At 65.6% G+C, this 22180-nt stretch carries 20 protein-coding genes; 9 read left to right on the top strand and 11 right to left on the bottom strand.

Annotated elements, in window-relative coordinates:
• Nucleotides 1-59 precede the first annotated feature (59 nt).
• Complete coding sequence (locus ACI6S0_RS12965; RefSeq protein ID WP_434405947.1) at nucleotides 60-863, top strand: transporter; 804 nt, start codon at nucleotides 60-62, stop codon at nucleotides 861-863.
• 61 nt (nucleotides 864-924) lie between these two features.
• Here the strand turns inward: ACI6S0_RS12965 and ACI6S0_RS12960 are convergent, their stop codons facing one another.
• Nucleotides 925-2073 carry a serine hydrolase gene (locus ACI6S0_RS12960; protein WP_037517655.1) on the bottom strand — a complete coding sequence of 383 codons (1149 nt, stop codon included), beginning with the start codon at nucleotides 2071-2073 and terminating at the stop codon, nucleotides 925-927.
• A 155-nt stretch (nucleotides 2074-2228) separates the two neighbouring features.
• Here ACI6S0_RS12960 and ACI6S0_RS12955 point away from each other — a divergent pair, with 155 nt between their 5' ends.
• Nucleotides 2229-3071, top strand: a complete 843-nt coding sequence (locus ACI6S0_RS12955; protein ID WP_434403288.1) for an alpha/beta fold hydrolase — start codon at nucleotides 2229-2231, stop codon at nucleotides 3069-3071.
• A 116-nt stretch (nucleotides 3072-3187) separates the two neighbouring features.
• Here the strand turns inward: ACI6S0_RS12955 and nadB are convergent, their stop codons facing one another.
• The 8 genes from nadB to ACI6S0_RS12915 form a co-directional block, all read right to left on the bottom strand.
• On the bottom strand, nucleotides 3188-4807 hold the full coding sequence (gene nadB, locus ACI6S0_RS12950; protein ID WP_010338445.1) for an L-aspartate oxidase: 1620 nt from the start codon (nucleotides 4805-4807) through the stop codon (nucleotides 3188-3190).
• Between the two features lie 101 nt (nucleotides 4808-4908).
• The gene (locus ACI6S0_RS12945; RefSeq protein ID WP_434403287.1) at nucleotides 4909-5838 is read right to left on the bottom strand and encodes an ABC transporter ATP-binding protein; all 930 of its coding nucleotides are present in this window, start codon (nucleotides 5836-5838) and stop codon (nucleotides 4909-4911) included.
• 195 nt (nucleotides 5839-6033) lie between these two features.
• Nucleotides 6034-6321, bottom strand: a complete 288-nt coding sequence (locus ACI6S0_RS12940; protein WP_434403286.1) for a LysR family transcriptional regulator — start codon at nucleotides 6319-6321, stop codon at nucleotides 6034-6036.
• Nucleotides 6322-6405: 84 nt separating this feature from the next.
• Nucleotides 6406-6831, bottom strand: coding sequence for a RidA family protein (locus ACI6S0_RS12935; protein WP_004208119.1), 426 nt, complete (start codon nucleotides 6829-6831; stop codon nucleotides 6406-6408).
• A 19-nt stretch (nucleotides 6832-6850) separates the two neighbouring features.
• A complete protein-coding gene (locus ACI6S0_RS12930) occupies nucleotides 6851-8110 on the bottom strand; it encodes an aminotransferase class V-fold PLP-dependent enzyme (RefSeq protein WP_434403285.1) in 1260 nt (419 codons plus the stop codon).
• A complete protein-coding gene (locus tag ACI6S0_RS12925; protein WP_434403284.1) occupies nucleotides 8107-9243 on the bottom strand; it encodes an aminotransferase class I/II-fold pyridoxal phosphate-dependent enzyme in 1137 nt (378 codons plus the stop codon). Before ACI6S0_RS12925 ends, ACI6S0_RS12930 begins: the two co-directional genes overlap by 4 nt.
• Before the next feature lie 157 nt (nucleotides 9244-9400).
• Nucleotides 9401-11968 carry a TonB-dependent receptor plug domain-containing protein gene (locus ACI6S0_RS12920; protein WP_029547592.1) on the bottom strand — a complete coding sequence of 856 codons (2568 nt, stop codon included), beginning with the start codon at nucleotides 11966-11968 and terminating at the stop codon, nucleotides 9401-9403.
• Between the two features lie 252 nt (nucleotides 11969-12220).
• Nucleotides 12221-12823, bottom strand: coding sequence for a TlpA family protein disulfide reductase (locus ACI6S0_RS12915; protein WP_434403283.1), 603 nt, complete (start codon nucleotides 12821-12823; stop codon nucleotides 12221-12223).
• Between the two features lie 43 nt (nucleotides 12824-12866).
• Here ACI6S0_RS12915 and argH point away from each other — a divergent pair, with 43 nt between their 5' ends.
• From argH to ACI6S0_RS12895, 4 genes are read left to right on the top strand one after another with little or no spacing between them, the layout of a single operon-like run.
• Complete coding sequence (argH, locus tag ACI6S0_RS12910) at nucleotides 12867-14228, top strand: argininosuccinate lyase (protein ID WP_434405946.1); 1362 nt, start codon at nucleotides 12867-12869, stop codon at nucleotides 14226-14228.
• 11 nt (nucleotides 14229-14239) lie between these two features.
• Complete coding sequence (locus ACI6S0_RS12905) at nucleotides 14240-14506, top strand: hypothetical protein (protein WP_004208112.1); 267 nt, start codon at nucleotides 14240-14242, stop codon at nucleotides 14504-14506.
• A gap of 25 nt (nucleotides 14507-14531) precedes the next feature.
• A complete protein-coding gene (gene lysA, locus ACI6S0_RS12900) occupies nucleotides 14532-15797 on the top strand; it encodes a diaminopimelate decarboxylase (protein ID WP_097384273.1) in 1266 nt (421 codons plus the stop codon).
• The gene (locus tag ACI6S0_RS12895) at nucleotides 15797-16555 is read left to right on the top strand and encodes a siroheme synthase (RefSeq protein WP_434403282.1); all 759 of its coding nucleotides are present in this window, start codon (nucleotides 15797-15799) and stop codon (nucleotides 16553-16555) included. Before lysA ends, ACI6S0_RS12895 begins: the two co-directional genes overlap by 1 nt.
• Here ACI6S0_RS12895 and ACI6S0_RS12890 read toward each other — a convergent pair.
• On the bottom strand, nucleotides 16536-17159 hold the full coding sequence (locus ACI6S0_RS12890) for a response regulator transcription factor (RefSeq protein WP_010336807.1): 624 nt from the start codon (nucleotides 17157-17159) through the stop codon (nucleotides 16536-16538). The genes ACI6S0_RS12895 and ACI6S0_RS12890 overlap by 20 nt on opposite strands.
• A gap of 52 nt (nucleotides 17160-17211) precedes the next feature.
• Complete coding sequence (locus ACI6S0_RS12885) at nucleotides 17212-17865, bottom strand: TetR/AcrR family transcriptional regulator (protein WP_026109325.1); 654 nt, start codon at nucleotides 17863-17865, stop codon at nucleotides 17212-17214.
• A gap of 90 nt (nucleotides 17866-17955) precedes the next feature.
• On the opposite strand from ACI6S0_RS12885, the gene ACI6S0_RS12880 reads away from it, so the two are divergent.
• Genes ACI6S0_RS12880 through ACI6S0_RS12870 form a run of 3 tightly spaced genes read left to right on the top strand, consistent with a single transcriptional unit; the run spans nucleotide 17956 to nucleotide 22138 of the window.
• Nucleotides 17956-19470: an efflux transporter outer membrane subunit gene (locus ACI6S0_RS12880; RefSeq protein WP_017501881.1), complete on the top strand. Its 1515-nt coding sequence runs from the start codon at nucleotides 17956-17958 to the stop codon at nucleotides 19468-19470.
• Nucleotides 19463-20599, top strand: coding sequence for an EmrA/EmrK family multidrug efflux transporter periplasmic adaptor subunit (locus ACI6S0_RS12875; RefSeq protein ID WP_434403281.1), 1137 nt, complete (start codon nucleotides 19463-19465; stop codon nucleotides 20597-20599). The genes ACI6S0_RS12880 and ACI6S0_RS12875 overlap by 8 nt, the downstream gene beginning before the upstream one ends.
• A 12-nt stretch (nucleotides 20600-20611) precedes the next feature.
• Nucleotides 20612-22138 carry a DHA2 family efflux MFS transporter permease subunit gene (locus ACI6S0_RS12870; RefSeq protein WP_004208105.1) on the top strand — a complete coding sequence of 509 codons (1527 nt, stop codon included), beginning with the start codon at nucleotides 20612-20614 and terminating at the stop codon, nucleotides 22136-22138.
• Nucleotides 22139-22180 lie beyond the last annotated feature (42 nt).

Below are 22180 nucleotides of genomic sequence, written 5' to 3'. Positions count from 1 at the left end.
TTGCTGCTTCCTATCCGTTTCGTTGCGCTGGAAACGGATTGGGAAGGGGAGGGCATGTGATGCGGGCATGGGGCGCAGCGATGCTGCTGGCGATGGCGGCGCAGGGTGGCGTAGCCTGGGCGCAGGACGCGCGGGAATTCTGCGCCGACCGGCCGGGTCTGGACACGCCGCCCTGCACCATGGCGCCGGGCAAGGTTCAGGTCGAACTGGGGCTGGGCGACTGGACCCGCGAGCAGGATACGGAGAGCCGCATCGACACTGTGAACTTCGGCGACGCACTGCTGCGCATCGGCCTGACCGACAGCCTGGAAGCGCAACTGGGCTGGACCGCCTTTGGCCATGTGCGCACGCGCGATCGCGTGACCGGTGCGGTCGAGAAGGACAGTGGCATCGGCGACATGCGCGTCGCGCTGCGGCAGAATCTGCGCAATCCGGATGGTTCGGGCTTTTCGATCGCGGTCATGCCCTATGCCAGCCTGCCGACCGGCGGCGATACGATCGGTGAGGGCGACTGGAGCGCCGGGATGCTGGTGCCGATCAGCTATGATCTGGGGCAGGGTTTCAATCTGTTGGCAACGCCGGAAGTGGATGCGGCGGTCGATGAGGATGGCGATGGCCGGCATCTCGCCTATGGCAGCGTCGCCGGGCTGGGCTTCGACATCAGCGACAGCCTGTCCGGATCGATCGAAGCGTCGCTGATGCGCGACGATGATCCCGACGGCCATGCCACCCAGGCGCTGGCCGGCCTGTCGTTGGGCTGGCAGGCGGGCGACGACATGCAGTTCGATGCCGGCGCCAATCTGGGCCTCAACCATGAAAGCCCCCATGCAGAACTCTATGTCGGCGTCGTCAGGCGCTTCTGACCCTTAGAGGATCCTCCGATTAGGGTGAATCGGAGGATCCTCTAATTTTCTTCAAAATGCTCTAGCGTTTCTCATGATTGGCGACCACCGCGCGCGACACGGCCTGCATCAGCTGCCAGCGTTCGGGGATCGACACGGTTGTGCTGCCGATCATCACCGCGACCGCATAGCTAGTGCCGTCGGGGGCGGTCATGATGCCGACATCATTATAGCCGGTCGATCGCGGCGGCAGATCCTGCCCGGTGCCGGTCTTGTGCATATAGGTCCAGCTATGGGGGACGCCGCCCTTGATCCGTTGCGGCCCGGTCTTGGCTTCCTCCATGAAGTTCATCAGCACGCGGGCCGATGCGGAAGAGAGCATGTCGCCTTCCTTGAGCTTGGCCAGCGCCTGCACGATCGACGCCGGCGCGGCGCCATCGGGCGGGCTGGCGAGATAATTGTCGAGCGCCTTCTGCCGCACCGACATGGGCAGCGCGGCGCGGGCGGCGTAGAAATTGCGGCCGATCGAATAATCCTGCCGCCAGTCGAGGCCGGCGGTGGTCGATTGCAGCAGGCGTTCGCCTGGACCAAAGCGGATATTGGCGATGTGGCGGCGCGCCAGATAGCCGCGCACCGCGTCCGGCCCGCCGACCGCGCGCAGCAGCGTGTCGTTGGCGGTATTGTCGCTCTGCGTCATCGCGCGGCGCATCAGGTCGGAATAGGTGGTGGTCCAGCCGCCCGATCCCACCATCGCCGCGCTCGGCTGGTGGAACAGGGTCAGATCCTTCTTCGTGATGGTGGTCGAATCGGCGAGGCGGATCTTGCCGCGATCGACCGCGTCGAGGAAGGTCATCGATACCCACAGCTTCGACACGCTCTGCTGCGGGAACAGGGCATTGCCATTATAGGCGACGGTCCAGTCCGCCCCGACCCGGCGCACCGCGATGCCGACCTTGCCCCGGAAGCTCTGGCCCAGATTCTGGATCACGCTGACGAGTGCGGGCGAGGGTTGCTCGCGCTGGTCGATATCCTTGAACGGGGCGGGGGGATTGGCGACCTGCTTGATCGGCCATGTGTTGGTCGTGGGCTGCACCGTCTGGCGCGGCGGATTATTCGGTCGCGCGCTGCTGGCCTGGGCGCCCGGCTGGGGGGGCGCGCCGACGCAGGCGGACAAGGCAACCACCGCAAGCACAAGGCGCGACGAGACGCGCCTGCTATCATTCGAACTCATCACTAACCCCGCACTTCAAGCCGTTACAAGGCGCGGCGACCCGCATTGTAGGCAAGGACGATGCGACGAATGATTCCACAATTGCGATGTAAGGAGTCTGAACGGCGGAACGGCGCTCAGTTGCGGTTCAGCGGCGAGGCGGCAATAGGGAGCGGATGACGGATGGACTGATGGATCGACGCGGCCTGCTCTGCGGCGCGGGCGCACTGGCGGCGGGATGGGCGATGCCGGCACTGGCGGCGGATTTTGCCTCGCGCCGGATCATGGTGACGGTGCGCGGCAGTGGCCGGGACGTGCTGCTGATCCCCGGCCTTGCCAGTGGTCCGGGCATCTGGAACGGCGTGACGGGGCAGATGCCGGGCTATCGCTGGCATCTGGTCCATGTCCGCGGTTTTTCTGGACTGGCTGCCGACGCCAATGGTAGCGGGCCGGTGGTGCAGCCGGTGGCGGACGAGATTGCCCGCTATATTGCCGCCGCGGGACTGCGGCGACCGGCGGTGGTCGGGCACAGCATGGGCGGCACGCTGGCGATGATGCAGGGCATCAAAGGCCTCGCCAGCCGGGTGATGGTGGTCGACATGCTGCCGGCCGGGGCGGCTATGGTCGGCGGCACCGCCAATGGCATGGGTTATCTGGCGGACCAGCTAAGCCAATATTTCACCGGCACGGCGGCCGGGCGCCGCTACCTCGCCCAGATCGTCGCGCAGGCGCCGGGGGCGGAGGGCAGCAATCCGGAGGTGATCGCCACCGCGCTGCGTGACCTGGCCAATACCGATCTTGGCCCGCAACTCGGCCGGATCGGGGTGCCGATGTCGGTGGTCTATGCCGTCGGCGCGGATCAGGCCCAGTCGGTCGAGATCACCCGGCGCTTCCGGGCCGCCTATGCGGCCAAGAAGGACGCGAAGCTGATGCCGATCGGGCCGAGCGGCCATGTCGTGATGGCCGACCAGCCGACCCGGTTCAATGCGGCGCTCGGCAATTTCCTCAAAGGCGTTTGACCTCGATGAAAGCGCCGGCCTGCGTCGGCGCTAATTTGGTCGGCGAGACGACGCCCCTGGCGTTTGCTCCTCCTCCCTTCAAAGGCGCGGCTGCCCGGCCGCGCCTCTTTTTTTGGTCAGGGCGCCAGCACCGTGTCGACCGCTTGCGCCAGCGTTTCGGGATAGTCGAGCGTATAGTGCAGGCCCCGGCTTTCCTTGCGATGGAGCGCCGAGCGGACCACCAGCCGGGCGACTTCGAGCAGGTTTCGCAGTTCGATCAGGTCCGGCGTCACGCGGAAATTGCCGTAATATTCATCGACTTCCTTTGACAGCAGGTCGATACGATGCTGGGCGCGCTCCAGCCGCTTGGTGGTGCGGACGATGCCGACATAGTCCCACATGAAGCGGCGGATTTCCTTCCAGTTATGCTGGACGATGACCTCTTCGTCGCCATTGGTAACGCGGCTTTCGTCCCATGGCCGGATTGGCGGCGGGGCGGGCAGTTCGTCCCAATGGGCGCGGATATGCTTGGCCGCCGCCTCGCCGAAGACGAAACATTCGAGCAGCGAGTTGGAGGCGAGGCGATTGGCGCCGTGCAGGCCGCTCTCGGTCACTTCGCCGGCGGCATAGAGGCCGGGCAGGTCGGTGCGGCCGTCCAGGTCGATGATGACGCCGCCGCAGGTATAATGCTGCGCCGGGACGACCGGGATCGGCTCCTTGGTGATGTCGATGTCGAGGTCCAGCAGCCGGGCATAGATGGTCGGGAAATGCTGCTTCACGAACTCGGGCGGCTTGTGGCTGATGTCGAGATGGACATAGTCGAGGCCGAGGCGCTTGATCTCATGGTCGATGGCGCGGGCGACCACATCGCGCGGCGCCAGTTCGGCGCGGGCGTCGAACCGGGGCATGAAACGCTCGCCGCCGCCCGGCACGCCGGGCGGGAGCTTCAGGTGGCCGCCTTCGCCGCGCACGGCCTCGGTAATCAGGAAATTCTTGACCTCCAGATTATAGAGGCAGGTCGGGTGGAACTGGTTCATCTCCATGTTCGACACGCGGCAGCCCGCGCGCCAGGCCATGGCGATACCGTCGCCGGTGGCGCCACGCGGCGCGGTGGAGAAGAGATAGGTACGGCCCGCGCCGCCGGTGCACAGGATGGTCGCGCGGCCGAGGATCGCGTCGACATGGCCAGTCTGCTTGTTGAAGGCATAGACGCCCCAGACATGGCCATCGCCCGAATAGCGTTCGCCATGGCGCGAGGTGATGAGGTCGACCGCGACCATATCCTCCATCAGGGTGATGTTGGGATTGGCGCGCGCGGCCTTGAGCAATGCGACCTGCACGGCGTGGCCGGTGGCGTCGTCGACATGGACGATGCGGCGATGACTGTGACCGCCCTCGCGCGTCAAATGCCAGCGTTCGCCGAACTCGTCGCCATCCCCCTCTTCATTGGGATTGAAGGGCACGCCCAGTTCCGCCAGCCGCTCGATCGCGGCGGGGGCTTCGGAGACGACGAATTCGACCGTGTCCTGATCGTTGAGGCCGGCACCTGCGACCATCGTGTCATGGACATGGGCCGCGAAACTGTCACCCGCATCGAGTACCGCGGCGATGCCGCCCTGCGCCCAGTTGGTCGATCCGCCATCCAGCGCGCCCTTGGCCAGCACCACCACCTTGCGGTCCTGCGCGAGGTTGATGGCGGCTGTCAGCCCGGCCGCGCCGGAACCGATGATGACGACGTCATGGGTGATGGTGGGCATATATATTCACTCTCCGGGCTTTTGCCCTATCCCGTTCGGTTCGAGCTTGTCGAGAACCCTGCGCACCGGTTCTCGACAGGCTCGAACCGAACGGGGTGTCTTCAGGCAGCCGCCGTCAGGTTGAGGAAGACATCCTCCAGGTCGGGGTCGCGGGTGACCACGTCGACGATGGCGAGGCCGCCGGCCTGCACCGCACTCAGCACCTGGCCTGCATTGGCGCGGTTCTTCATATAGGTGATGGTGAGGGTGCGCTCGTCGGTCAGCTCGACCTTCTCGAAACTGGGATCGCTGGGCGGGGTGGCGATGTCGCGGTCGACGGTCACCTGCACCACCTTTTCCTGCGCCATCGCGATCAGCTCGCGGGTCGGCTTGTCGGTGATGACCCGGCCATGGTTGATGATGCCGATACGGTCGCACAGCTCCTCGGCCTCTTCGAGATAATGGGTGGTGAGCACGATCGTCACCCCCATGGCATTGAGTTCCTTCACATAGGCCCAGAGCTGCTGGCGCAGTTGCACGTCGACGCCGGCGGTGGGTTCGTCCAGCACCAGGATCGGCGGCGAATGGACCATCGCCTTGGCCACCAGCAGCCGGCGCTTCATGCCCCCGGAGAGCGTGCGGGCATAGGCATTGGCCTTGTCCTCCAGATGGACCGCGCGCAGCAGTTCCATCGAGCGGCGCCTGTCCTTGGGCACGCCATAATAGCCGGCCTGGTTCTCCAGCGTCTCGAACGGCGTGAAGAAGGGATCGAAGACGATCTCCTGCGGCACGATGCCGATGCTGTTCTTGGCATTGCGCGGATTGGCGTCGATGTCGAAGCCCCAGATGCTCGCCGAGCCGCTGCTCTTGTTGACGAGGCCGGCGAGGATGTTGATCGTGGTCGACTTGCCGGCGCCATTGGGGCCGAGCAGGCCATAGATCTGGCCGCGCGGGATGCTGAGGTTGATCCCGTCGAGCGCGCGCTTGCCGCCCTTATAGACCTTGGTCAGGTCGCGGATTTCGATGGCGGCTTGCGCAGGCTGGTCGGTCATGGCTGATCTCTATGGGGATCGAAGCGGGGGAAGGGAAGGGGCTGAAACGACGCGACAGTTGAAAGTTCACACCGTTCTGCGTCGCGATTTCCGGGCGATTTCGGCGGAAACGCGCCTGTAACGCGCCGGTGACGCGACACTAAGGTCACGCCGAAGCGACAGTCAGGCGACAGCGAAACGACAGTGAGGCGACATTTATCGGCCGATCGGACCCCGGTGCGGGCGGATCGGCGCGAGCGGATCAGCCCGCCGGGCGGCGTGGAGCGCCAGCGCGCTGGCCCAGCTGCGGTCGAAGCCGGTCCCGGCCAGCCGATCGCGCAGCCGGTGTGCGCTGGAGCGGGACATGCCCACCATCTGCGCGGCATGGCTGATATTGCCGGTTTCGAGCAGAGCGGTGAGGAAGCGGCGCTGGCGATCGGGCGTCCATTGGCGGCGGGCGTGCCGGGTTGCAGGGACGGGCGGATTGGGGCGGGGCTGGTCCATCCGTCAGGATAGATCAGGAAAAGCGCGTGTAGGAAAGACGGGACGCTCGCCTGCCCGTGACGGTCCAGGCGAGGCCCGGCTGGCCTATTTGAAGGACGCCAGGCATTCCACTTCGAGCGGGGCGCCCAGCGCCAGGCCGTCGGCACCGAAGGCGCTGCGGGTGGGCAGGCGCTTGCCCTCGAAATAGCTGACATAGGTGGTGTTGAAACGCGGCCAGTCGGCCATGTCGTCCAGCATCACCGTGCATTTGACGACATGGCCGAAGTCGAGGCCATTGTCCTTCAATATCTTGCCGATCGAATCCATCGCGTTGCGGACGGCGGCGTCGAACCCTTCCTTGTGCGGGTCCATGCCGTCGGGCACCTGGCCGATCTGGCCCGACATATAGAGCATGTCGCCGACCCGGATCGCGGGCGAGAAGGGCAGCTTGGCCGGCAGCGGCTTCTGCGCGGCGGCGGGGGCGGCGATCATGAGGCTGGCGAGAAGGGCGGGGGCGAGCAGCTTTTTCATCATAAGGCTCCGAAAAGGATCAGACGCGGGGCAGGGCGGCGATCAGCCGTTCGACATCCCTGTCATCGTTGAACAGCGATGGCGAGATGCGGAAATAATTGTCGTGGACGGACATGCGGACCTGCGCCCGCGCCAGCGGATCGGTGAGCAGGCCCTTCGCATTGGGCAGGACGCAGCTCAAGAGCGGGCTGGTCGTGCCCGGCGGGGTGATGAGGCGATAGCCCTTGCGCGGCAGCTCGTCGCGCAACTGGCCGATCAGTTGCTGGGCATGGGCCTGGATCGCCGGCACGGTGATGGTCGAGATGTAGCTGATCGAATGATCGAGCATGGCGCTGATCGCCTGGGCATAGGTGCCGGTGGCGAAATGGCCGAGCGCGCCGGGGCGGGCGACATAGCTGGTCGGCGCATCGCCGGGCGGATCGAGCGGGAAGACATGGGTCTGCGGTGGGGACAGGCCGATGCCGGGCGGCGCACCGGGCGCGGCAAAGCCATAATAGCCATATTCGCTGCGGGGCAGTCGGTCGGCGACGTCGCGCCGGACATAGAGGAAGCCCAGGCCAAAATCGCCCATCAGCCATTTATAGGTGGCGCAGGCAGCGAAATCGACGCCGCTGTCATGCAGGTCGATCGGCACCGCGCCGGCGGCATGGATGATGTCGGCATAGACCAGCGCGCCGACCTTGTGCGCCATGGCGCTGATCGCCTTCAGGTCATGCTGAAAGCCATTATAGGTGGAAACGCCTGAGACGCTGACCAGCTTCGTCCCCGGCGTGATGGCGCGGGCCATGTCCTCGGGCGCGATGCGGCCCTCGCGCGCCTGTACCCAGGCGACATCGACGCCCTGTTTCGCCATTTCCTGATACATGGGGAAGGCGGCGTAGAAATGGAGCGTGTCGGTGACGACGCGGCCGCCATCATGCGGGAAGCCCAGTGCGCGCAGCACCGCCTGCTCGCCCATGGTGGTGGACTGAACCCAGGTGATCTCGTCCGCATCGGCGCCCATCAGCGCGGCGAATTTTGCGATCGGCGCGGCGCGGTCCACCGGCTTGCGCGCGGCGGCGATGGGATCGAGCGTGCGGCCGGCGAGATAGGCGTCGGCGGCGGCCTTGGCGCTGAGGCTCACCGGATGGGTGGAGGCGCTGTCGAGATAGGCGACCGGGGTGGCTGCGAAGCTGGCCTTGTCGGGCAGCGATGGCGGTGCGGCGACGGCGCGAGCGGCCTGTGCCGCCAGCGGCACGGCGAGCGCTGCCCCCAGTGCCTGACGCCGGCTGAGGCTCATGCCATGATCCGGGCGAGCGCGGTCTTGAACGCCTGCATCTCGGCCGGCGTGCCGAAGGAGACGCGGACCCAATCGTCCATATGCTTGCGCGGGCCGCCGATGAAGATCTTCTCTTTGGCGAGGGCGGCGGTGACATCGGCGCCGGGGCGGCCGACATGGATCATCGCGAAGCTGGTCTGCGAGGGGAGATATTTGAGGCCGCGGGCATCGAGCCAGGCGAAGAGATCGTCGCGCACCGCCTTGTTATAGGCCTTGCGCTGGGGCAGCAGCGTGGGATCGAGCAGGCTGGCTTCGGCCGCGACCACGGCGGGCATCGGCGTGATGTTGACGCCATAGTCGGCCATGCCGTCGAGCAGATCCTTGCGCCCGGCGATCAGGCCGCAGCGCAGGCCGGCCAGGCCGTAGATTTTCGAGAAGGTGCGGGTGACCAGCACGTCCGCGCCCTTCGCCACCAGGTCGAGACAGCTCTGCGCGTCGCTATAATGGATATAGGCTTCGTCGACGAGCAGCACGGAGCCGGCCGGCTTGTTGGCGAGCAGCCATTCGATGTCGGCGCGCGGGATGGGCAGGCCGGTCGGGTTGTTGGGGTTGCAGAGATAATAGACGCCAGCGTCGGGCGCGGCGGCCAGCAGCTTGCGGACATCGGCGGTGAAGTCGCCGGCCAGCGGCAGGGCGACGGCGCGGGTGACCGGCTGGTTGCCCTTGCCCAGGAAGCCCTGATCGAAGGTCGGCTCGAAATAGGCGATCGGGCGGGTTTTCGACGAGTAGGTCAGCGCGACCGAGCGCAATGGCATGAAGGAGCCGGGATGGACCTGAACCTGGTCGGGTGCCAGGCCGTTCTGGCGAGCGAACAGGCTTTCCAGCTTCGAGGCGAAGGCCATACCATAGCGGCCGGCGAGCGGATCGAGCCCGGACAGCGCCTGCAGCGCGGCGGGCGCGGGGCCGAGCGGGTTTTCGTTGCTGTTGATGAAGATGCCGTCGGTCAGCGTGGCGACCATGGCCTTGGGATCATCGCTCATCGCCACCTTGCGGTCGCGCTGGGCGAGGGCGGGTGCCGCGCCGGCTATTGCCGCCGCGCCCATGACGCCGCGCATTAGCATGCGGCGGCTGAGAGTGTCCGGACGGTCGGTCATGGTTTTCGCTTCCCCCTGATGGGGATCGAGGCATCGATCCACATCCCTATCATTGTTGCCGCGTCCTGCGAGCCGCCGGTCATGCCGACCGGCTTCAGACCGCGAACAAAGCAAAAGGGCCGGTCTCCTGGGAGACCGGCCCTTCAGTTCTAGCCTATCAGAACTTGAAGTCTACGCGGGCGTAGTAATAGCCACCGGCCGAGCCATAGGCACCGTGACCATAATAGGAGTTCCAGCTGGTGGAGCCGTTCTCATAGGGCGACTGGCCGGGGAGGACGGTCACGCCGCTGAGCAGCTTGGGCTTTTCGGGGCGCTTGTCGAACAGGTTGTTCGCGCCGATCGAGAACTTCACATAATCGGTGAAGTCATAGCCCAGCTCCAGATCGGTGATGCCGGTCGCCTTGACCACGCCGTCACGTTCAAGCGGCTGGCCGTTCATCGCCGCTGCCGAAAGGGCCGAGCGGACGAGGATGCTGGTCTTGCCGTAGAAGGTCTGGCGCAGATTGGCCGAGAAGGGGCCGCTGGCGAAGTTGATGCCGGCGACGATCTTGTAGTCGGGCGAAGCGTCTTCGATGTAGCTTTCCGACTGCGCACTGAACAGGCTGGTGTTCTTGTTGTCGGTGATCTTGGTCTTGTTGTAGTTCGCGTTCAACGACAGGTTGAGCTTGCCGAAGTCGAGCGGCACGACATAGTTGGCCGAGAAGTCGACACCATAGGTTTCCGTGTCGATCAGGTTGGTGAAGCTCGCCACGCCCAGCGTCTGCAGGCCGGTGTCGAGCACCAGGCCGGTGGACGCGATCGCCGCGAGAATATCTTCCGCACCGGCGACGGGCAGACCGCCCTGAATGGCCGGCAGCGAAGCCGTTGCCGAGATACGATCCTTGATCTTGATATAATAGCCATCGATCGTGATCGCGAGCTTGGGAGCCGGACGCAGGACGATGCCTGCCGAGAAGTTGGTCGACTTTTCCGGACGCAGGGCATTGAAGCCCAGCAGCATGGCGGCTGGCGAACCGGCCGGCAACTGGAGCACCGCGCTGGTCGGGCCGACATTGACGGTCGAGTAGAAGGATTCCGCAAGCGTGGGCGCACGGAAGCCGGTGCTGGCCGTGCCACGGATCGCGAAGGCATCCGAGAAGTCGTAGCGGGTGGTGATCTTGCCGATCGTGGTGTCGCCGAAGTCGCTATAATCTTCGTAGCGGCCGGCAAGGTCGATGGTCCAGCCTTCGACCGGGCTGGCGATCAGGTTGATGTAACCAGCCTTCGAACTGCGGCTGTGCTTGCCGGCATCGACATCCTTGTAGCCGGGGAAGGACTGGACGCCTTCCTTGTAGGTCGATGCGAAGTCGCCGGCGACGATTTCATAGGTATCGCGACGATATTCGCCACCGAAGGCCAGGGTCAGCGGTTCGGCCATGCCAACGTCGAATTCCTTGCGGATGTCGAGGGTGTTGGTCAGCTGGCTAAGCTTGAAGCCGCCGTCATAGGCGTCGGTCGGCGTGTAGGGCGTGATGCTGGAGTCATTCTGTGCGGCCGTGTAGCTTTCGATCCACATGGCGCGATGCGCGGATTCGATCGTCCAGATCTTGTTCTGGTCATAGCCATAGGTGGTGCTGACGTCATAGTTCCAGCCGCCGCCAAATTCGCCCTTGGCGCCAACCGTGAAGCTATATTCCTTCTGCTCCACCTTCTGCTGGGGGACCATGCCGAACGTGCCGGTGTCACCAAAGCAGGTGCTGGTGTCGGTGGTGCTGGCGCAGATGCGGTTGGGCGGACGATAGCCCTGCTTGGCATAGCCGACGCGACGCGACACGTCGCCGAAGCTGTAGAGTTCGACGCCGCCGAAATCATAGCCCATATTGTAGAAGAGCAGGTTGAGCTGCGACTTGGCCTGGCCGCCGTTGATGCCGTTGAGGTCGAGGCCAGCCCAGGCGGGGTCATAATAATTGTTGGTCGATCCGAACGAGCCCGGATAGGTGCCGGCCGTCGGCACATAGGGATTGCCATCAATGTCCGACATGGTCACCTGGCCGGTGCCGGTCGAGGTGTAGTTCTGGCGACGATGGAAGCCGGTCAGGTTGAAGAAACCGTCTTCGCCCAGCTTGAAGCCGACATTGCCCGAAGCCGAGAACAGTTCGCCCTCGCTGTTGTAATATTGGCCGCCAGTGACCTTGAAGCTGCCGCCTTCGCTGTCATCCTTGAGGATCATGTTGATGGCGCCGGCGATCGCGTCGGTGCCGTAGACGGCGGCGGCGCCATCCTGCAGCACTTCGATGCGGGATACGGCATCTGGCGGAATGAGGTCGATGCTGGGGGCGGCCGAACCCTGGAACGGACCGGCGATGACCTGAAGAATGGCCGAGCCATGGCGACGCTTGCCGTTCACCATCACCAGCGTGTGGTTGGGGCTCAGGCCACGCAGACGGGCCGACAGCGAGAAGTTCGACATGTCGGTGCCCTGGGTCTGGGCGGTGAAGCTTGGCACCATCTGGGTCAGGGCCTGGTTGAGGTTAGGCTGGCCGACATGGCTCAGCGCTTCCTCGCCGAAGACCTGAACCGGCGCGGCGCTTTCCGCGGCCTGCATGCCGGTTGCGCGGGTGCCGGTAACGATGATGGCTGCACCTTCATCGGCCTGCGGTTCCTGCGGTGCTTCCTGCGCCATGGCGCAGGCCGACCAGGATGATGCGGCGATCAGAGAAATTTTTAGAGCAGATAGTCTATTCATTCGATGCCCCCTGATTTTGTCATTATATCGACATAGGGGGTGACGAATGATCTGCGAACTATCCTCTATTGCGCCGCACAAAATTTAAGTAAAAATGAAATGTTTCTGCAATTTTTCCGTGTCAGGATTCATTAGCTTATTGCGGTGCTGCCGGACTGTGCAATTATATGTAATGCATCGACATTGATGCGTTTTGCAATCAACTGGAATGGAGGATTTTTGATCCTGGTTCGTTGTTGATTTACTTGTGCCTCATTCGCCCTTGGCCATGGCGATGAGCTTGCGGGCCTCTGCGCCGGTCCAGTCCATGGCTCCGACCACGCGCGCAACCTCCTTGCCCTTGGCATCATAGAGGACGGTGGTCGGCAGGACGCCGGTGGCATAGCCCAGGCCGAGCTTGTTCTCCGGATCGGTCCAGCCCTTGAGGTGGGGCAGCTTGTGCTTGGCGAAGAATGGCTTGATTGCGGCCTGGCCCTGCACGTCCTGCGAGATCGTCAATACCGCCAGGCTCCTGTCACCTTCGCTGTCACTTTGTGCGGCGAGGGCGTCGAGCGTCGGCATCTCCGCGACGCAGGGTGCGCACCAGGTCGCCCAGAGATTGACCAGCAGCGGCCGGCCGGCAAAGTCCTGCAGCGTCGCCGTGCCGCCCTGCGGATTTTCGAACGCGAAGGTCGGCGCGGGCGTGCCCGCCTTGCTGCGGTCGATCGTGTAGTTGAAATCACCCTTGGCGCTGCCGCCGGCAGCGGGTTGCACCTCGTCGCCCGTCACCTTGCCGCTGGCGCTCGCATTGGCTTGCCCCGCGGGCGGGGATTGCCTATCGCATGCCGCCAGCCCAGCCAGCAGGAGCAGTGTCATTACCGAGCGCAAGGACGATATCATGGAAGCAGGCTCCAACAGCATGTGGGGTGGCCGGTTCGCGGCCGGCCCGGCATCGATCATGCGTGAGATAAATGCCTCCATCCCCTTCGACAAGCGCTTGTGGAAACAGGATATCGCCGGGTCCAAGGCGCATGTCGCGATGCTGGCCAAGCAGGGCATCGTCGATGGCGAGGATGCGCAGGCGATCACCGAGGGGCTGAACCGGATCGCGGCGGAATATGAAGCCAATGGCGTTCCGGTCAATCTGGACCTGGAAGATATCCACATGGTCACGGAGTCGCGGCTGGCCGAACTGATCGGCCCGGCCGCCGGACGCCTGCACACCGCGCGCAGCCGCAACGACCAGGTGGCGACCGATTTCCGCCTGTGGGTCCGCGACGCCATGGATGAAGTTATGGCGGGCCTGGCCGGCTTGCAGCAGGCGCTGCTCGCCCGCGCCGAGGAACATGCCGATGCGGTGATGCCGGGCTTCACCCATCTCCAGTCGGCGCAGCCGGTGACGCTGGGCCATCATCTGATGGCCTATTATGAAATGGTGCGGCGTGACCGTAGCCGTTTTGCCGATGCGCGCGTGCGGCTGGACGAATGCCCGCTGGGCGCCGCCGCGCTGGCCGGCACCGGCTTCCCGATCGATCGCCATGCCACGGCGGCGGCGCTGGGCTTTGCCAAGCCGACCGACAACAGCCTGGACAGCGTGTCCGACCGCGACTTCGCGCTCGACTATCTGATGGCCGCGACCCAGGCGTCGCTGCACCTGTCGCGCCTGGCCGAGGAATTCATCATCTGGGCGAGCCAGCCCTTCGGCTTCGTCAAGCTGCCCGACGCCTATTCGACCGGCAGCTCGATCATGCCGCAGAAGCGCAATCCGGACGCGGCCGAACTGGTGCGCGGCCATGCCGGCCGCATCATGGGCTGCATGAATGCGCTGTGCGTGACGATGAAGGGCCTGCCGCTCGCCTATTCCAAGGACATGCAGGACGACAAGCCGCCGGTGTTCGAGGCGCACGACCTGCTGGGCCTGTCGATCGCCGCGATGACCGGCATGATCGAGACGGTGACGTTCCGCACCGACCGGATGCGCGGCCTCGCCGAAAGCGGCTTTGCCACCGCGACGGACCTGGCCGACTGGCTGGTGCGCGAGGGCGACATTCCCTTCCGCGAGGCGCATCATATCACCGGTCGTGCCGTGGCGGCGGCGGAAGAGGCCGGCGTGCAGCTGGCCGACCTGCCGCTCGAAACGCTCAAGGCCATTGATGCGCGTATCGACGATCGCATCTATGCGGTATTGACGGTCGATGCGTCGGTCGCCAGCCGCAAGAGCCATGGCGGCACGGCGCCCGATCAGGTGCGCGCGCGGATCGCCGCGGCGCGCGCGACATAGGAGTGAGGCAGATGGCACGGCATGTCCGCAACGGGCTGATGATCGGGGCAATGGCGCTGGCGCTGGCCTCCTGTGGTGGCCGTGAATCGCTCAAACCCGTGGCGGGCCAGAAATTGCCCGCCGTGCCGGTGGGGGCGGCGACCGCGCCGACCGCCGCCGACATGATGGATCCGGGCACCCAGGCCCGCCCGGAACGTAATGTCGAACTGCTGACCCAGTCGCGCCAGCGCGGCAATGACGAGTTCGACCTGCCGCCGGAAAGCCGGCCGCAACAATAGTCCCTATTCCCGCAAGGATCAGACCTTGGACCATTTCGATTATGTAGACGGCACCATGCATGTGGAGCAGGTGCCGATGACGGAAATTGCGCAGCAGGTCGGCACCCCGGTCTATGTCTATTCGACCGCGACGCTGGAACGCCATGTCGGCGTGTTCCGCGAAGGGCTGTCCCAGCTCGACAATCCGCTGATCGCCTTTGCCGTGAAGGCCAATCCCAATGCGGCCGTGCTGGCGACGCTGGCGAAGCTGGGGCTGGGCGCGGACGTGGTGTCGGGCGGCGAATTGCAGCGCGCCGTGGCCGCGGGCATTCCGGCCGATCGCATCGTCTTTTCCGGCGTCGGCAAGACCGCCGAGGAAATGAAGCTGGCGCTGGAGCTGGGCATTTTCCAGTTCAACCTGGAAAGCGAACCGGAAGCGGAAATGCTGTCGGAGGTCGCGCTGTCGATGGGGAAGAAGGCGCCGGTCGCCTATCGCATCAACCCCGATGTCGACGCCGGCACCCATGCCAAGATTTCGACCGGCAAGTCGGAAAACAAGTTCGGCATCCCCTATGACCGGGCGCTGGAAAGCTATGCCGCCGCGCGCGACCTGCCGGGTCTCGATGTGCAGGGCGTCGCCGTGCATATCGGTAGCCAGCTGACCGACCTGGCGCCGCTGGAGGCGGCCTTCGTCAAGGTCGGCGCGCTGATCAAGCAGCTGCGCGCGGCGGGCCATGACATCCGCACCGCCGATCTGGGCGGTGGCCTGGGCGTGCCCTACGACCCGTCGCAGCCGCTGCCGCCGAGTCCGGCCGACTATGGCGCGATGGTCACGCGAGTGACGCAGGGCTGGGATGCGCGGCTGATGTTCGAGCCGGGCCGGGTGATCGTGGGCAATGCCGGCGTGCTGTTGTCGAAGGTGATCCGCGTCAAGCAGGGCGCGCAGGCGCCGTTCGTGATCGTCGATGCGGCGATGAACGACCTGATGCGCCCCAGCCTTTATGACGCATGGCACGATATCCGCGCGGTGGCGCCGGACGGCAACCGGATCGCGTCGAACGTGGTCGGGCCGGTGTGCGAAACCGGCGATACCTTTGCCATGGGCCGCGACATGGACGTGGTGGCGGCCGGCGACCTGCTGACCTTCATGACGGCCGGCGCCTATGGCGCGACCATGGCGGGCACCTATAACAGCCGATCGCTGACCCCCGAGGTGCTGGTGTCGGGCGACAAATGGGCGGTGGTCCGCGCGCGCCCGCCGATCGAGGCGCTGATCGCGGGCGACCATATCCCCGATTGGGTGGCTGGCTGATGCACAGCCTGCCCGTCTTTCTGCGGCTGGAGGGGCGGGCGGTCATCCTGACCGGACAGGGCGAGGCGGCCGATGCCAAGCGCCGGCTGCTGGAGCGCGCCGGCGCGCGCATCGTCGGCGAGGATGATGCGGATGCGCGGGTCGCGATCGTGTCGGATGGCGACGCGGCGGTCGTGGCGCGACTGCGCGCGCGCGGCGTGCTGGTCAATGCGACCGACAAGCCGGACCTGTGCGATTTCACCCTGCCGGCGATCGTCGATCGCGATCCGGTGCTGATCGCGATCGGCACGGGTGGGGCGTCGGCGGGGCTGGCGGCGGCGCTGCGGCAGCGGATCGAGGCGCTGTTGCCGAGCGGGCTGGGCGATCTGGCGCGGGCGCTGTTTGCGGCGCGGGGGCGGTTGCGCGACCTGTGGCCCGATGCCGGCGCGCGGCGGCAGGCGATCGGCAAGGCGCTGGCGCCGGGCGGAGCGATCGATCCGCTGGGGTTTGATCCGGATGTCGACTTCTGGCTGGCGGAGGGCCCGGAGGCGGACAATGGCGAGCTATATCTTGTCCGGCTGTCGTCGGCCGATCCCGACGACCTGACCGTGCGCGATGCGCGGATGCTGGCGCTGGCCGACCGGGTCTATCATGATGGGTCGGTGGCGCCGGCGATATTGGACCGGGCGCGGGCGGATGCCGAGCGGATCGCGGCGGATGGTCCGCCCGAACGGCTTGAAACCGGCCTCAGTCTGTGGGTCAGTTCTGCCGCGCGCTGAGGCGGGCGACTTCATCCTGCAAGGCCTGGATCGAGGAGACGAGGCGGGCGCGGTCGAGCTGCATTTCCTGCAGGGCGTCGCGGGTTTCACCCAGTTCCACCGCGCGGCGGGCGATGCGGGCATCGAGTTCGGCATTGTGCCGGCTGAGCATGCCGAGCCGTTCGGCGCGCGCGCACAGATGGCGCAGCCGCGCATCGAGCAGGTCGAAATCGAATGGCTTGACGATATGGTCGTCGGCGCCGGCTTCCAGCACTTCGACGGCGGACTGGCTGTCGATGCGGCCGGTCAGCATGACGATGCAGGCATGGGGGGCGAGCGCGGTGGCGCGAATGCGCTTCATCGTCGCCACGGCGGGCAGCATCAAAAGGTCCATGTCGATCAGGATCAGGTCGACCGGACGCGTGACCAGCAGGTTGAGGGCGATGAAGCCGTTTTCGGCCAGCACCACGTCATAGTTAAGCCGCGACAGGCGGCGGGCGATGACGGCGCGGGCGGTCGCATTCTCGTCGATCAGCAGCACGCGCAGCCGACGCGAGGCCGTGGCCCCGCTTTCGGGCTGCTGCGCGATGATCTGATGAAGGGGCTTGCGCTTGAAAAACGGCATTGGATAGCAACTCCTGCGATCGGCAGGATAGAAGCTGGCGGCAAAGAAATGGTTAACGCGCCATGCCTTCGGCGCCATAGGCGCGCAGGAAAATGTCGACGGCGAAGGCGGCGTCGCTTTCCATCTGTTGCGGCGTGACCCGTTCGATCTGGCTGAGCAGCAGCAGTTCATGGCAGCCCGATGTCGTCAGGCGCATCAGCACACGGGCGGCCTTGTCCGGGTCGTCGCGGCGCAACTGGCCGCGGTCCATCGCCCCTTCGAGGAAACGGGCGAGCAGCATCCGGGTATGGCTGGGCGCCATTTCATAGAAAATGCGGCTCATTTCCGGGAAACGGCCACCTTCCGACGCGATCAGCCGGTGCAGGGCGATCGCTTCGGGCGATGTCACCTTTTCGAGCAGGCTGAGCGCGGTGCGATGCAGCGTCGAGGGGAGGTCGCCGCCGGGGTCCAATATTTCCGAAAGCCGCGCGCGATAGGTGCTGGTCGCATTTTCGAGAACCGCGCGAAACAATTCCTCCTTGGAAGGGAAATGATTCCACAACGTGCCCTTCGACCCGCCCAATATGGCGGCGATGGCGGACATGCTGGTCGCGGCATAGCCATTTTCCAGAAAATGCCGGGCAGCCACCTCCAATATCGTCTGGCGCCGGTCGAGGCGGCGGGCCTCCCGACGACTGGGGGCTAAAGCTTTTTCCGGGCATGTCATATAAGCGTACCATAGAGTACGCTATTTATATTGACAAGGGTGGTACGGCGGGGCAAAGGCGATTTTCATACTGGATGGTACGGTTTGGATATGTCCGTGAGTCGCATCAGTTTTTCCATTCGCACCGGCGGTATTGCAGTGACAGCGCTGCTTCTGGCCGGCTGTGCTTCAATACCCGATCTGGGCGACAAGCCCGAGATTCGCGCGCCGCAGAGCGTGGAGGCTGGGCGCAGCCTGAGCGCCGACACGGTCGCCTGGCCCAGCGAAAATTGGTGGAGCGCCTATGGCGATCCGCAGCTGACATCGCTGATCGAGGAGGGGCTGCGCAATTCGCCCGACATGGCGGTGGCGCTGGCGCGCTTCCGCCAGGCGACGGCGATGGCCCAGCAATCGGGCGCGGCGCTGCTGCCCACGGTCGACGCCACGGCCAATGCCGGCGTGACCAAGCAGAGCTATAATATGGGCATGCCCAAGGATTTCGTGCCGCAGGGCTGGCTGGGCACCGGCAAGGTCGGGCTGGACTTTGGTCTGGACATCGACCTGTGGGGCAAGAACCGGGCGTCGCTGGCGGCCGCCACGTCGGAGGCCCGCGCGGCCGAGATCGACGCGCAGCAGGCACGCCTGGCGCTGACCACTGCGATTGCCGATGCCTATGCCGACCTGGCCCGCCTCTATGACGAGGCGGAAATCCAGGAGCGCACGCTGGAAATCCGCACGGCCAGCCAGAAGCTGGTCGCCGACCGGCGACAGAATGGCCTGGAAACGCGTGGCAGCGTGCGCCAGGCCGACGCCACCGTGTCCTCGGCCAAGGCGCAACTGGCGGCCGCCCGCGTGGCGATCGAACTGCGCCAGCATCAGATCGCCGCGCTGATCGGCGCCGGGCCGGACCGCGGCCTGGCGATGACCCGGCCGCAGATCGGCCAGTTGGCGCCGCTGGGTCTGCCAGCGGACGTCACCACCAATCTGGTGGCGCGTCGCCCCGACGTCGCCGCCGCGCTGGCCCGGACGCAGGCCGCAGCCAGCCGGATCAAGGTGGCGCGGGCATCCTTCTATCCGGCGGTGAGCCTGAGCGCCCTGATCGGCGTCCAGTCGCTGGGGTATGAAACGCTGTTCACCGGCACCGGTGCTTCGGGTGGTTCGACATCCTTCGCGGACAATCTGTTCAAGAAGGATTCGCTGTTCGGCAGCGCCGGCCCGGCGATCAGCCTGCCGATCTTCCATGGCGGGCAGTTGCGCGGCCAGTATCGCGGTGCGCGCGCGACCTATGACGAGGCGGTCGCCAGCTATGACAAGACGGTGCTGGGCGCCTATCAGGACGTCGCCGACGCTGTGACCAGCCGCCGGACGCTGGACCAGCGGCTGACCGACGCCAAGGCGGCGCTGACCGCGTCGCAGGATGCCTATGGCGTCGCCCAGCAGCGCTACAAGGGCGGGCTTTCCACCTATCTCGACGTGCTGAACGTCGAAGACCAGCTGCTCGCGGCGCGTCAGTCCGTCGCGCAGCTGGAAGCGAGCGCCTTCTCTCTCGATATTGCCCTCATTCGCGCGCTCGGCGGCGGCTTTGCCGCGAGCGACGCTCAGTCCAAGGATCGACCCAATGGCTGATGCCGCCACCGAAACTTCCCCCGAACTGGCCGAGCAGCGCGGCAATGCCCGCAAGACCTGGCTGACCCGTCTGGCGATCGCCGTGCTGGTGGTCGGTGTCCTGTGGGCGGCCTGGTATTTCCTGATCGGCCGCAACCATGTCAGCACCGACAATGCCTATGTGAATGCGGAGGTCGCTCAGGTGACCCCCTTGCTGTCGGCGCAGGCGATCGAGGTCAACGTCACCGACACCCAGACGGTGAAGCGTGGCGATATCCTGGTGAAGCTGGACCCGACCGATGCGCAGATCGCGCTGCAGCAGGCCGAGGCCGATCTGGCCGATGCCCGTCGCCGCTTCCGCCAGACCAGCGCGACCAGCGGTTCGCTGTCGGCGCAGGTCGAGGCGCGTGGCGCCGACATCGTCCAGGCCCGTGCCCAGCTGGCGACCGCGCAGGCCGATTTCGACAAGGCCCGCATCGACCTGCAGCGCCGCGAGGCGCTGGTCGCGGGCGGCGCGGTTTCGGGTGACGAAGTCACCGCGGCGCGCAAATCCTATGCGGCTGCCAAGGCGGCGCTGGACCTGGCCCGTGCCGGTGTCGAGACCGCGCAGGCGACCCGCAATGCCGCCACCGGCCAGCTGGCCGCCAATGACGCGCTGATCCGCGGTTCGACCGAGGAAAGTGATCCCGCGGTAATGATCGCCAAGGCGAAGCTGGACAATGCCAAGCTGGACCTGGAGCGCACGATCATCCGCGCGCCCGTTGATGGCGTGGTGACCAAGCGTGCGGTCCAGATTGGCCAGCGCGTGGCGCAGGGCAGCCCGATCATGAACATCGTCCCGCTGTCGCAGGTCTATGTCGACGCCAATTTCAAGGAGCGCCAGCTGCGCCATGTGAAGGTGGGCATGCCCGCCACGGTCGTGGCCGACATCTATGGCGGCGACGTCGTCTATCATGGCAAGGTCGTGGGCTTCTCCGGCGGCACCGGTTCGTCGCTGTCGCTGATCCCGGCGCAGAACGCGACCGGCAACTGGATCAAGGTGGTCCAGCGCCTGCCGGTGCGCATCGCGCTCGACCCCAAGGAACTGGCAGAGCATCCGCTGCGCGTGGGCTTGTCCACCGAAGTCGAGATCGATCTGGCCGGCAAGTAAGGGAGCGAGCGCGTGAGCGGTCCCGAAACCTTCAATCTGCTTTCGCCACGCACCCGCACGCTTGCCGGGCTGGTGCTGGCGCTGAGCAACTTCATGGTCGTGCTCGACCTGACCATCGCCAATGTCTCGGTGCCGCATATCGCCGGCAATCTGGGCATCTCCGGCGACCAGGGCACCTGGATCATCACATCCTATGCGGTGGCGGAGGCGATCTGCGTGCCGCTGACCGGCTGGCTGGCGCTGCGTTTCGGCGTGGTGCGGACCTTCATCTGGGCGATGATCGGCTTCGGCTTCTTCTCGATGATGTGCGGCCTGTCGACCACGCTGGGCATGATCGTGGCCGCGCGCCTGGGGCAGGGCATTTGTGGCGGGCCGATCATGCCGATGTCGCAGACCCTGCTGCTGCGCATCTTCCCGCCGGAAATGCGACCGCGCGCCATGGGCCTGTGGGCGATGACGACGCTGCTGGGGCCGGCCATGGGGCCGATCGTCGGCGGCTATATCAGCGACAATTGGAGCTGGCACTGGATCTTCTTCATCAACCTGCCGATCGCGGCGCTGTGCGTGTTCGCGGCGATGGCGATGCTGCGGCCGGTGGAAACCGATACGGCGCACCAGCCGATCGACAAGATCGGCCTGTGCCTGCTGATCTTCTGGATCGGCTGCCTGCAGGTCATGCTGGACATCGGTCGCGACCATGACTGGTTCTCCGACCCGCTGATCCTGACGCTCGCCATCCTGGCCGGCATCGGCTTCATCGTCTTCATCATCTGGGAGCTGACCGAGGAGCATCCGATCGTCGACCTGCGGGTGTTCCGGCATATCGGCTTCTCATCGGGCGTCTTCACGCTGGCTTTGGCCTTCGGCGCCTATTTCTCCAGCATCGTGGTCATCCCGCAATGGCTGCAGATGTCGATGGGCTATACCGCGACCTGGTCGGGCATCGTCACCGCCTTCACGGCGATGGCGGCGGTGATGAGTGCCCCCTTCGCCGCGCGTTTCACCGGCAAGGTCGATCCGCGCATCATGATTTCGGGCGCGGTCTTCTGGCTGGGCTGCATGACCTTGTGGCGGGCGCACTGGACCAGCGGCATCGACTTTTTCGGACTGGCGCTGCCGCAGTTCGTGCAGGGCTTTGCCATGCCCTTCTTCATGATCCCGCTGACGACGCTGACCCTGGGGTCGGTGCCGCCGAGCGAGACCGCGTCGGCCGCCGGCCTGCAGAACTTCCTGCGGACCATGGCGATCGCGATCGCGACGTCGTTGGTGCTGACCGGGTGGAGCGACAGCCAGCGCGTGTCGCGCAACGAACTGGCCGGCGCCTTGCAGCCCGACGATGCGCAGCGCGCGCTGTCGGGCATGGGGATGACGACCGAGCAGATCCGCCAGACCATATCCAATCTGGTGGAGCAGGAGGCGATCGCCATTTCGGTCGACTATGTCTTCTTCATCTCCGCGTTGGTGCTGTTTGCGGCGGCGGTGATCGTCTGGTTGGCGCCCAAGCCCAGCGGGCCGGTGGACACGTCGGCGGCGCACTGAGCGCTGCCCTGTTCGAGGCAAAGAAAAAGCCTCCCGTTGCTG

The organism is Sphingobium sp. DN12 (genome assembly GCF_051058005.1).
GTDB lineage: Bacteria > Pseudomonadota > Alphaproteobacteria > Sphingomonadales > Sphingomonadaceae > Sphingobium > Sphingobium yanoikuyae.
Note: the sequence above shows the minus strand (reverse complement) of the source record. Positions and strands in the feature narration are given on the sequence as shown.

What these genes read in the sequence shown, in the direction of transcription:
- ACI6S0_RS12885 (WP_026109325.1), bottom strand. Translation starts at nt 17,865, where the DNA reads ATGACATGCCCGGAAAAAGCTTTAGCCCCCAGTCGTCGGGAGGCCCGC.
- argH (WP_434405946.1), top strand. Translation starts at nt 12,867, where the DNA reads ATGTGGGGTGGCCGGTTCGCGGCCGGCCCGGCATCGATCATGCGTGAG.
- nadB (WP_010338445.1), bottom strand. Translation starts at nt 4,807, where the DNA reads ATGCCCACCATCACCCATGACGTCGTCATCATCGGTTCCGGCGCGGCC.
- ACI6S0_RS12890 (WP_010336807.1), bottom strand. Translation starts at nt 17,159, where the DNA reads ATGCCGTTTTTCAAGCGCAAGCCCCTTCATCAGATCATCGCGCAGCAG.
- ACI6S0_RS12920 (WP_029547592.1), bottom strand. Translation starts at nt 11,968, where the DNA reads ATGAATAGACTATCTGCTCTAAAAATTTCTCTGATCGCCGCATCATCC.
- ACI6S0_RS12955 (WP_434403288.1), top strand. Translation starts at nt 2,229, where the DNA reads ATGACGGATGGACTGATGGATCGACGCGGCCTGCTCTGCGGCGCGGGC.
- ACI6S0_RS12940 (WP_434403286.1), bottom strand. Translation starts at nt 6,321, where the DNA reads ATGGACCAGCCCCGCCCCAATCCGCCCGTCCCTGCAACCCGGCACGCC.
- ACI6S0_RS12915 (WP_434403283.1), bottom strand. Translation starts at nt 12,823, where the DNA reads ATGACACTGCTCCTGCTGGCTGGGCTGGCGGCATGCGATAGGCAATCC.
- ACI6S0_RS12925 (WP_434403284.1), bottom strand. Translation starts at nt 9,243, where the DNA reads ATGACCGACCGTCCGGACACTCTCAGCCGCCGCATGCTAATGCGCGGC.
- ACI6S0_RS12945 (WP_434403287.1), bottom strand. Translation starts at nt 5,838, where the DNA reads ATGACCGACCAGCCTGCGCAAGCCGCCATCGAAATCCGCGACCTGACC.
- ACI6S0_RS12930 (WP_434403285.1), bottom strand. Translation starts at nt 8,110, where the DNA reads ATGAGCCTCAGCCGGCGTCAGGCACTGGGGGCAGCGCTCGCCGTGCCG.
- ACI6S0_RS12960 (WP_037517655.1), bottom strand. Translation starts at nt 2,073, where the DNA reads ATGAGTTCGAATGATAGCAGGCGCGTCTCGTCGCGCCTTGTGCTTGCG.
- ACI6S0_RS12895 (WP_434403282.1), top strand. Translation starts at nt 15,797, where the DNA reads ATGCACAGCCTGCCCGTCTTTCTGCGGCTGGAGGGGCGGGCGGTCATC.
- ACI6S0_RS12965 (WP_434405947.1), top strand. Translation starts at nt 60, where the DNA reads ATGCGGGCATGGGGCGCAGCGATGCTGCTGGCGATGGCGGCGCAGGGT.
- ACI6S0_RS12905 (WP_004208112.1), top strand. Translation starts at nt 14,240, where the DNA reads ATGGCACGGCATGTCCGCAACGGGCTGATGATCGGGGCAATGGCGCTG.
- ACI6S0_RS12875 (WP_434403281.1), top strand. Translation starts at nt 19,463, where the DNA reads ATGGCTGATGCCGCCACCGAAACTTCCCCCGAACTGGCCGAGCAGCGC.
- ACI6S0_RS12880 (WP_017501881.1), top strand. Translation starts at nt 17,956, where the DNA reads ATGTCCGTGAGTCGCATCAGTTTTTCCATTCGCACCGGCGGTATTGCA.
- ACI6S0_RS12935 (WP_004208119.1), bottom strand. Translation starts at nt 6,831, where the DNA reads ATGAAAAAGCTGCTCGCCCCCGCCCTTCTCGCCAGCCTCATGATCGCC.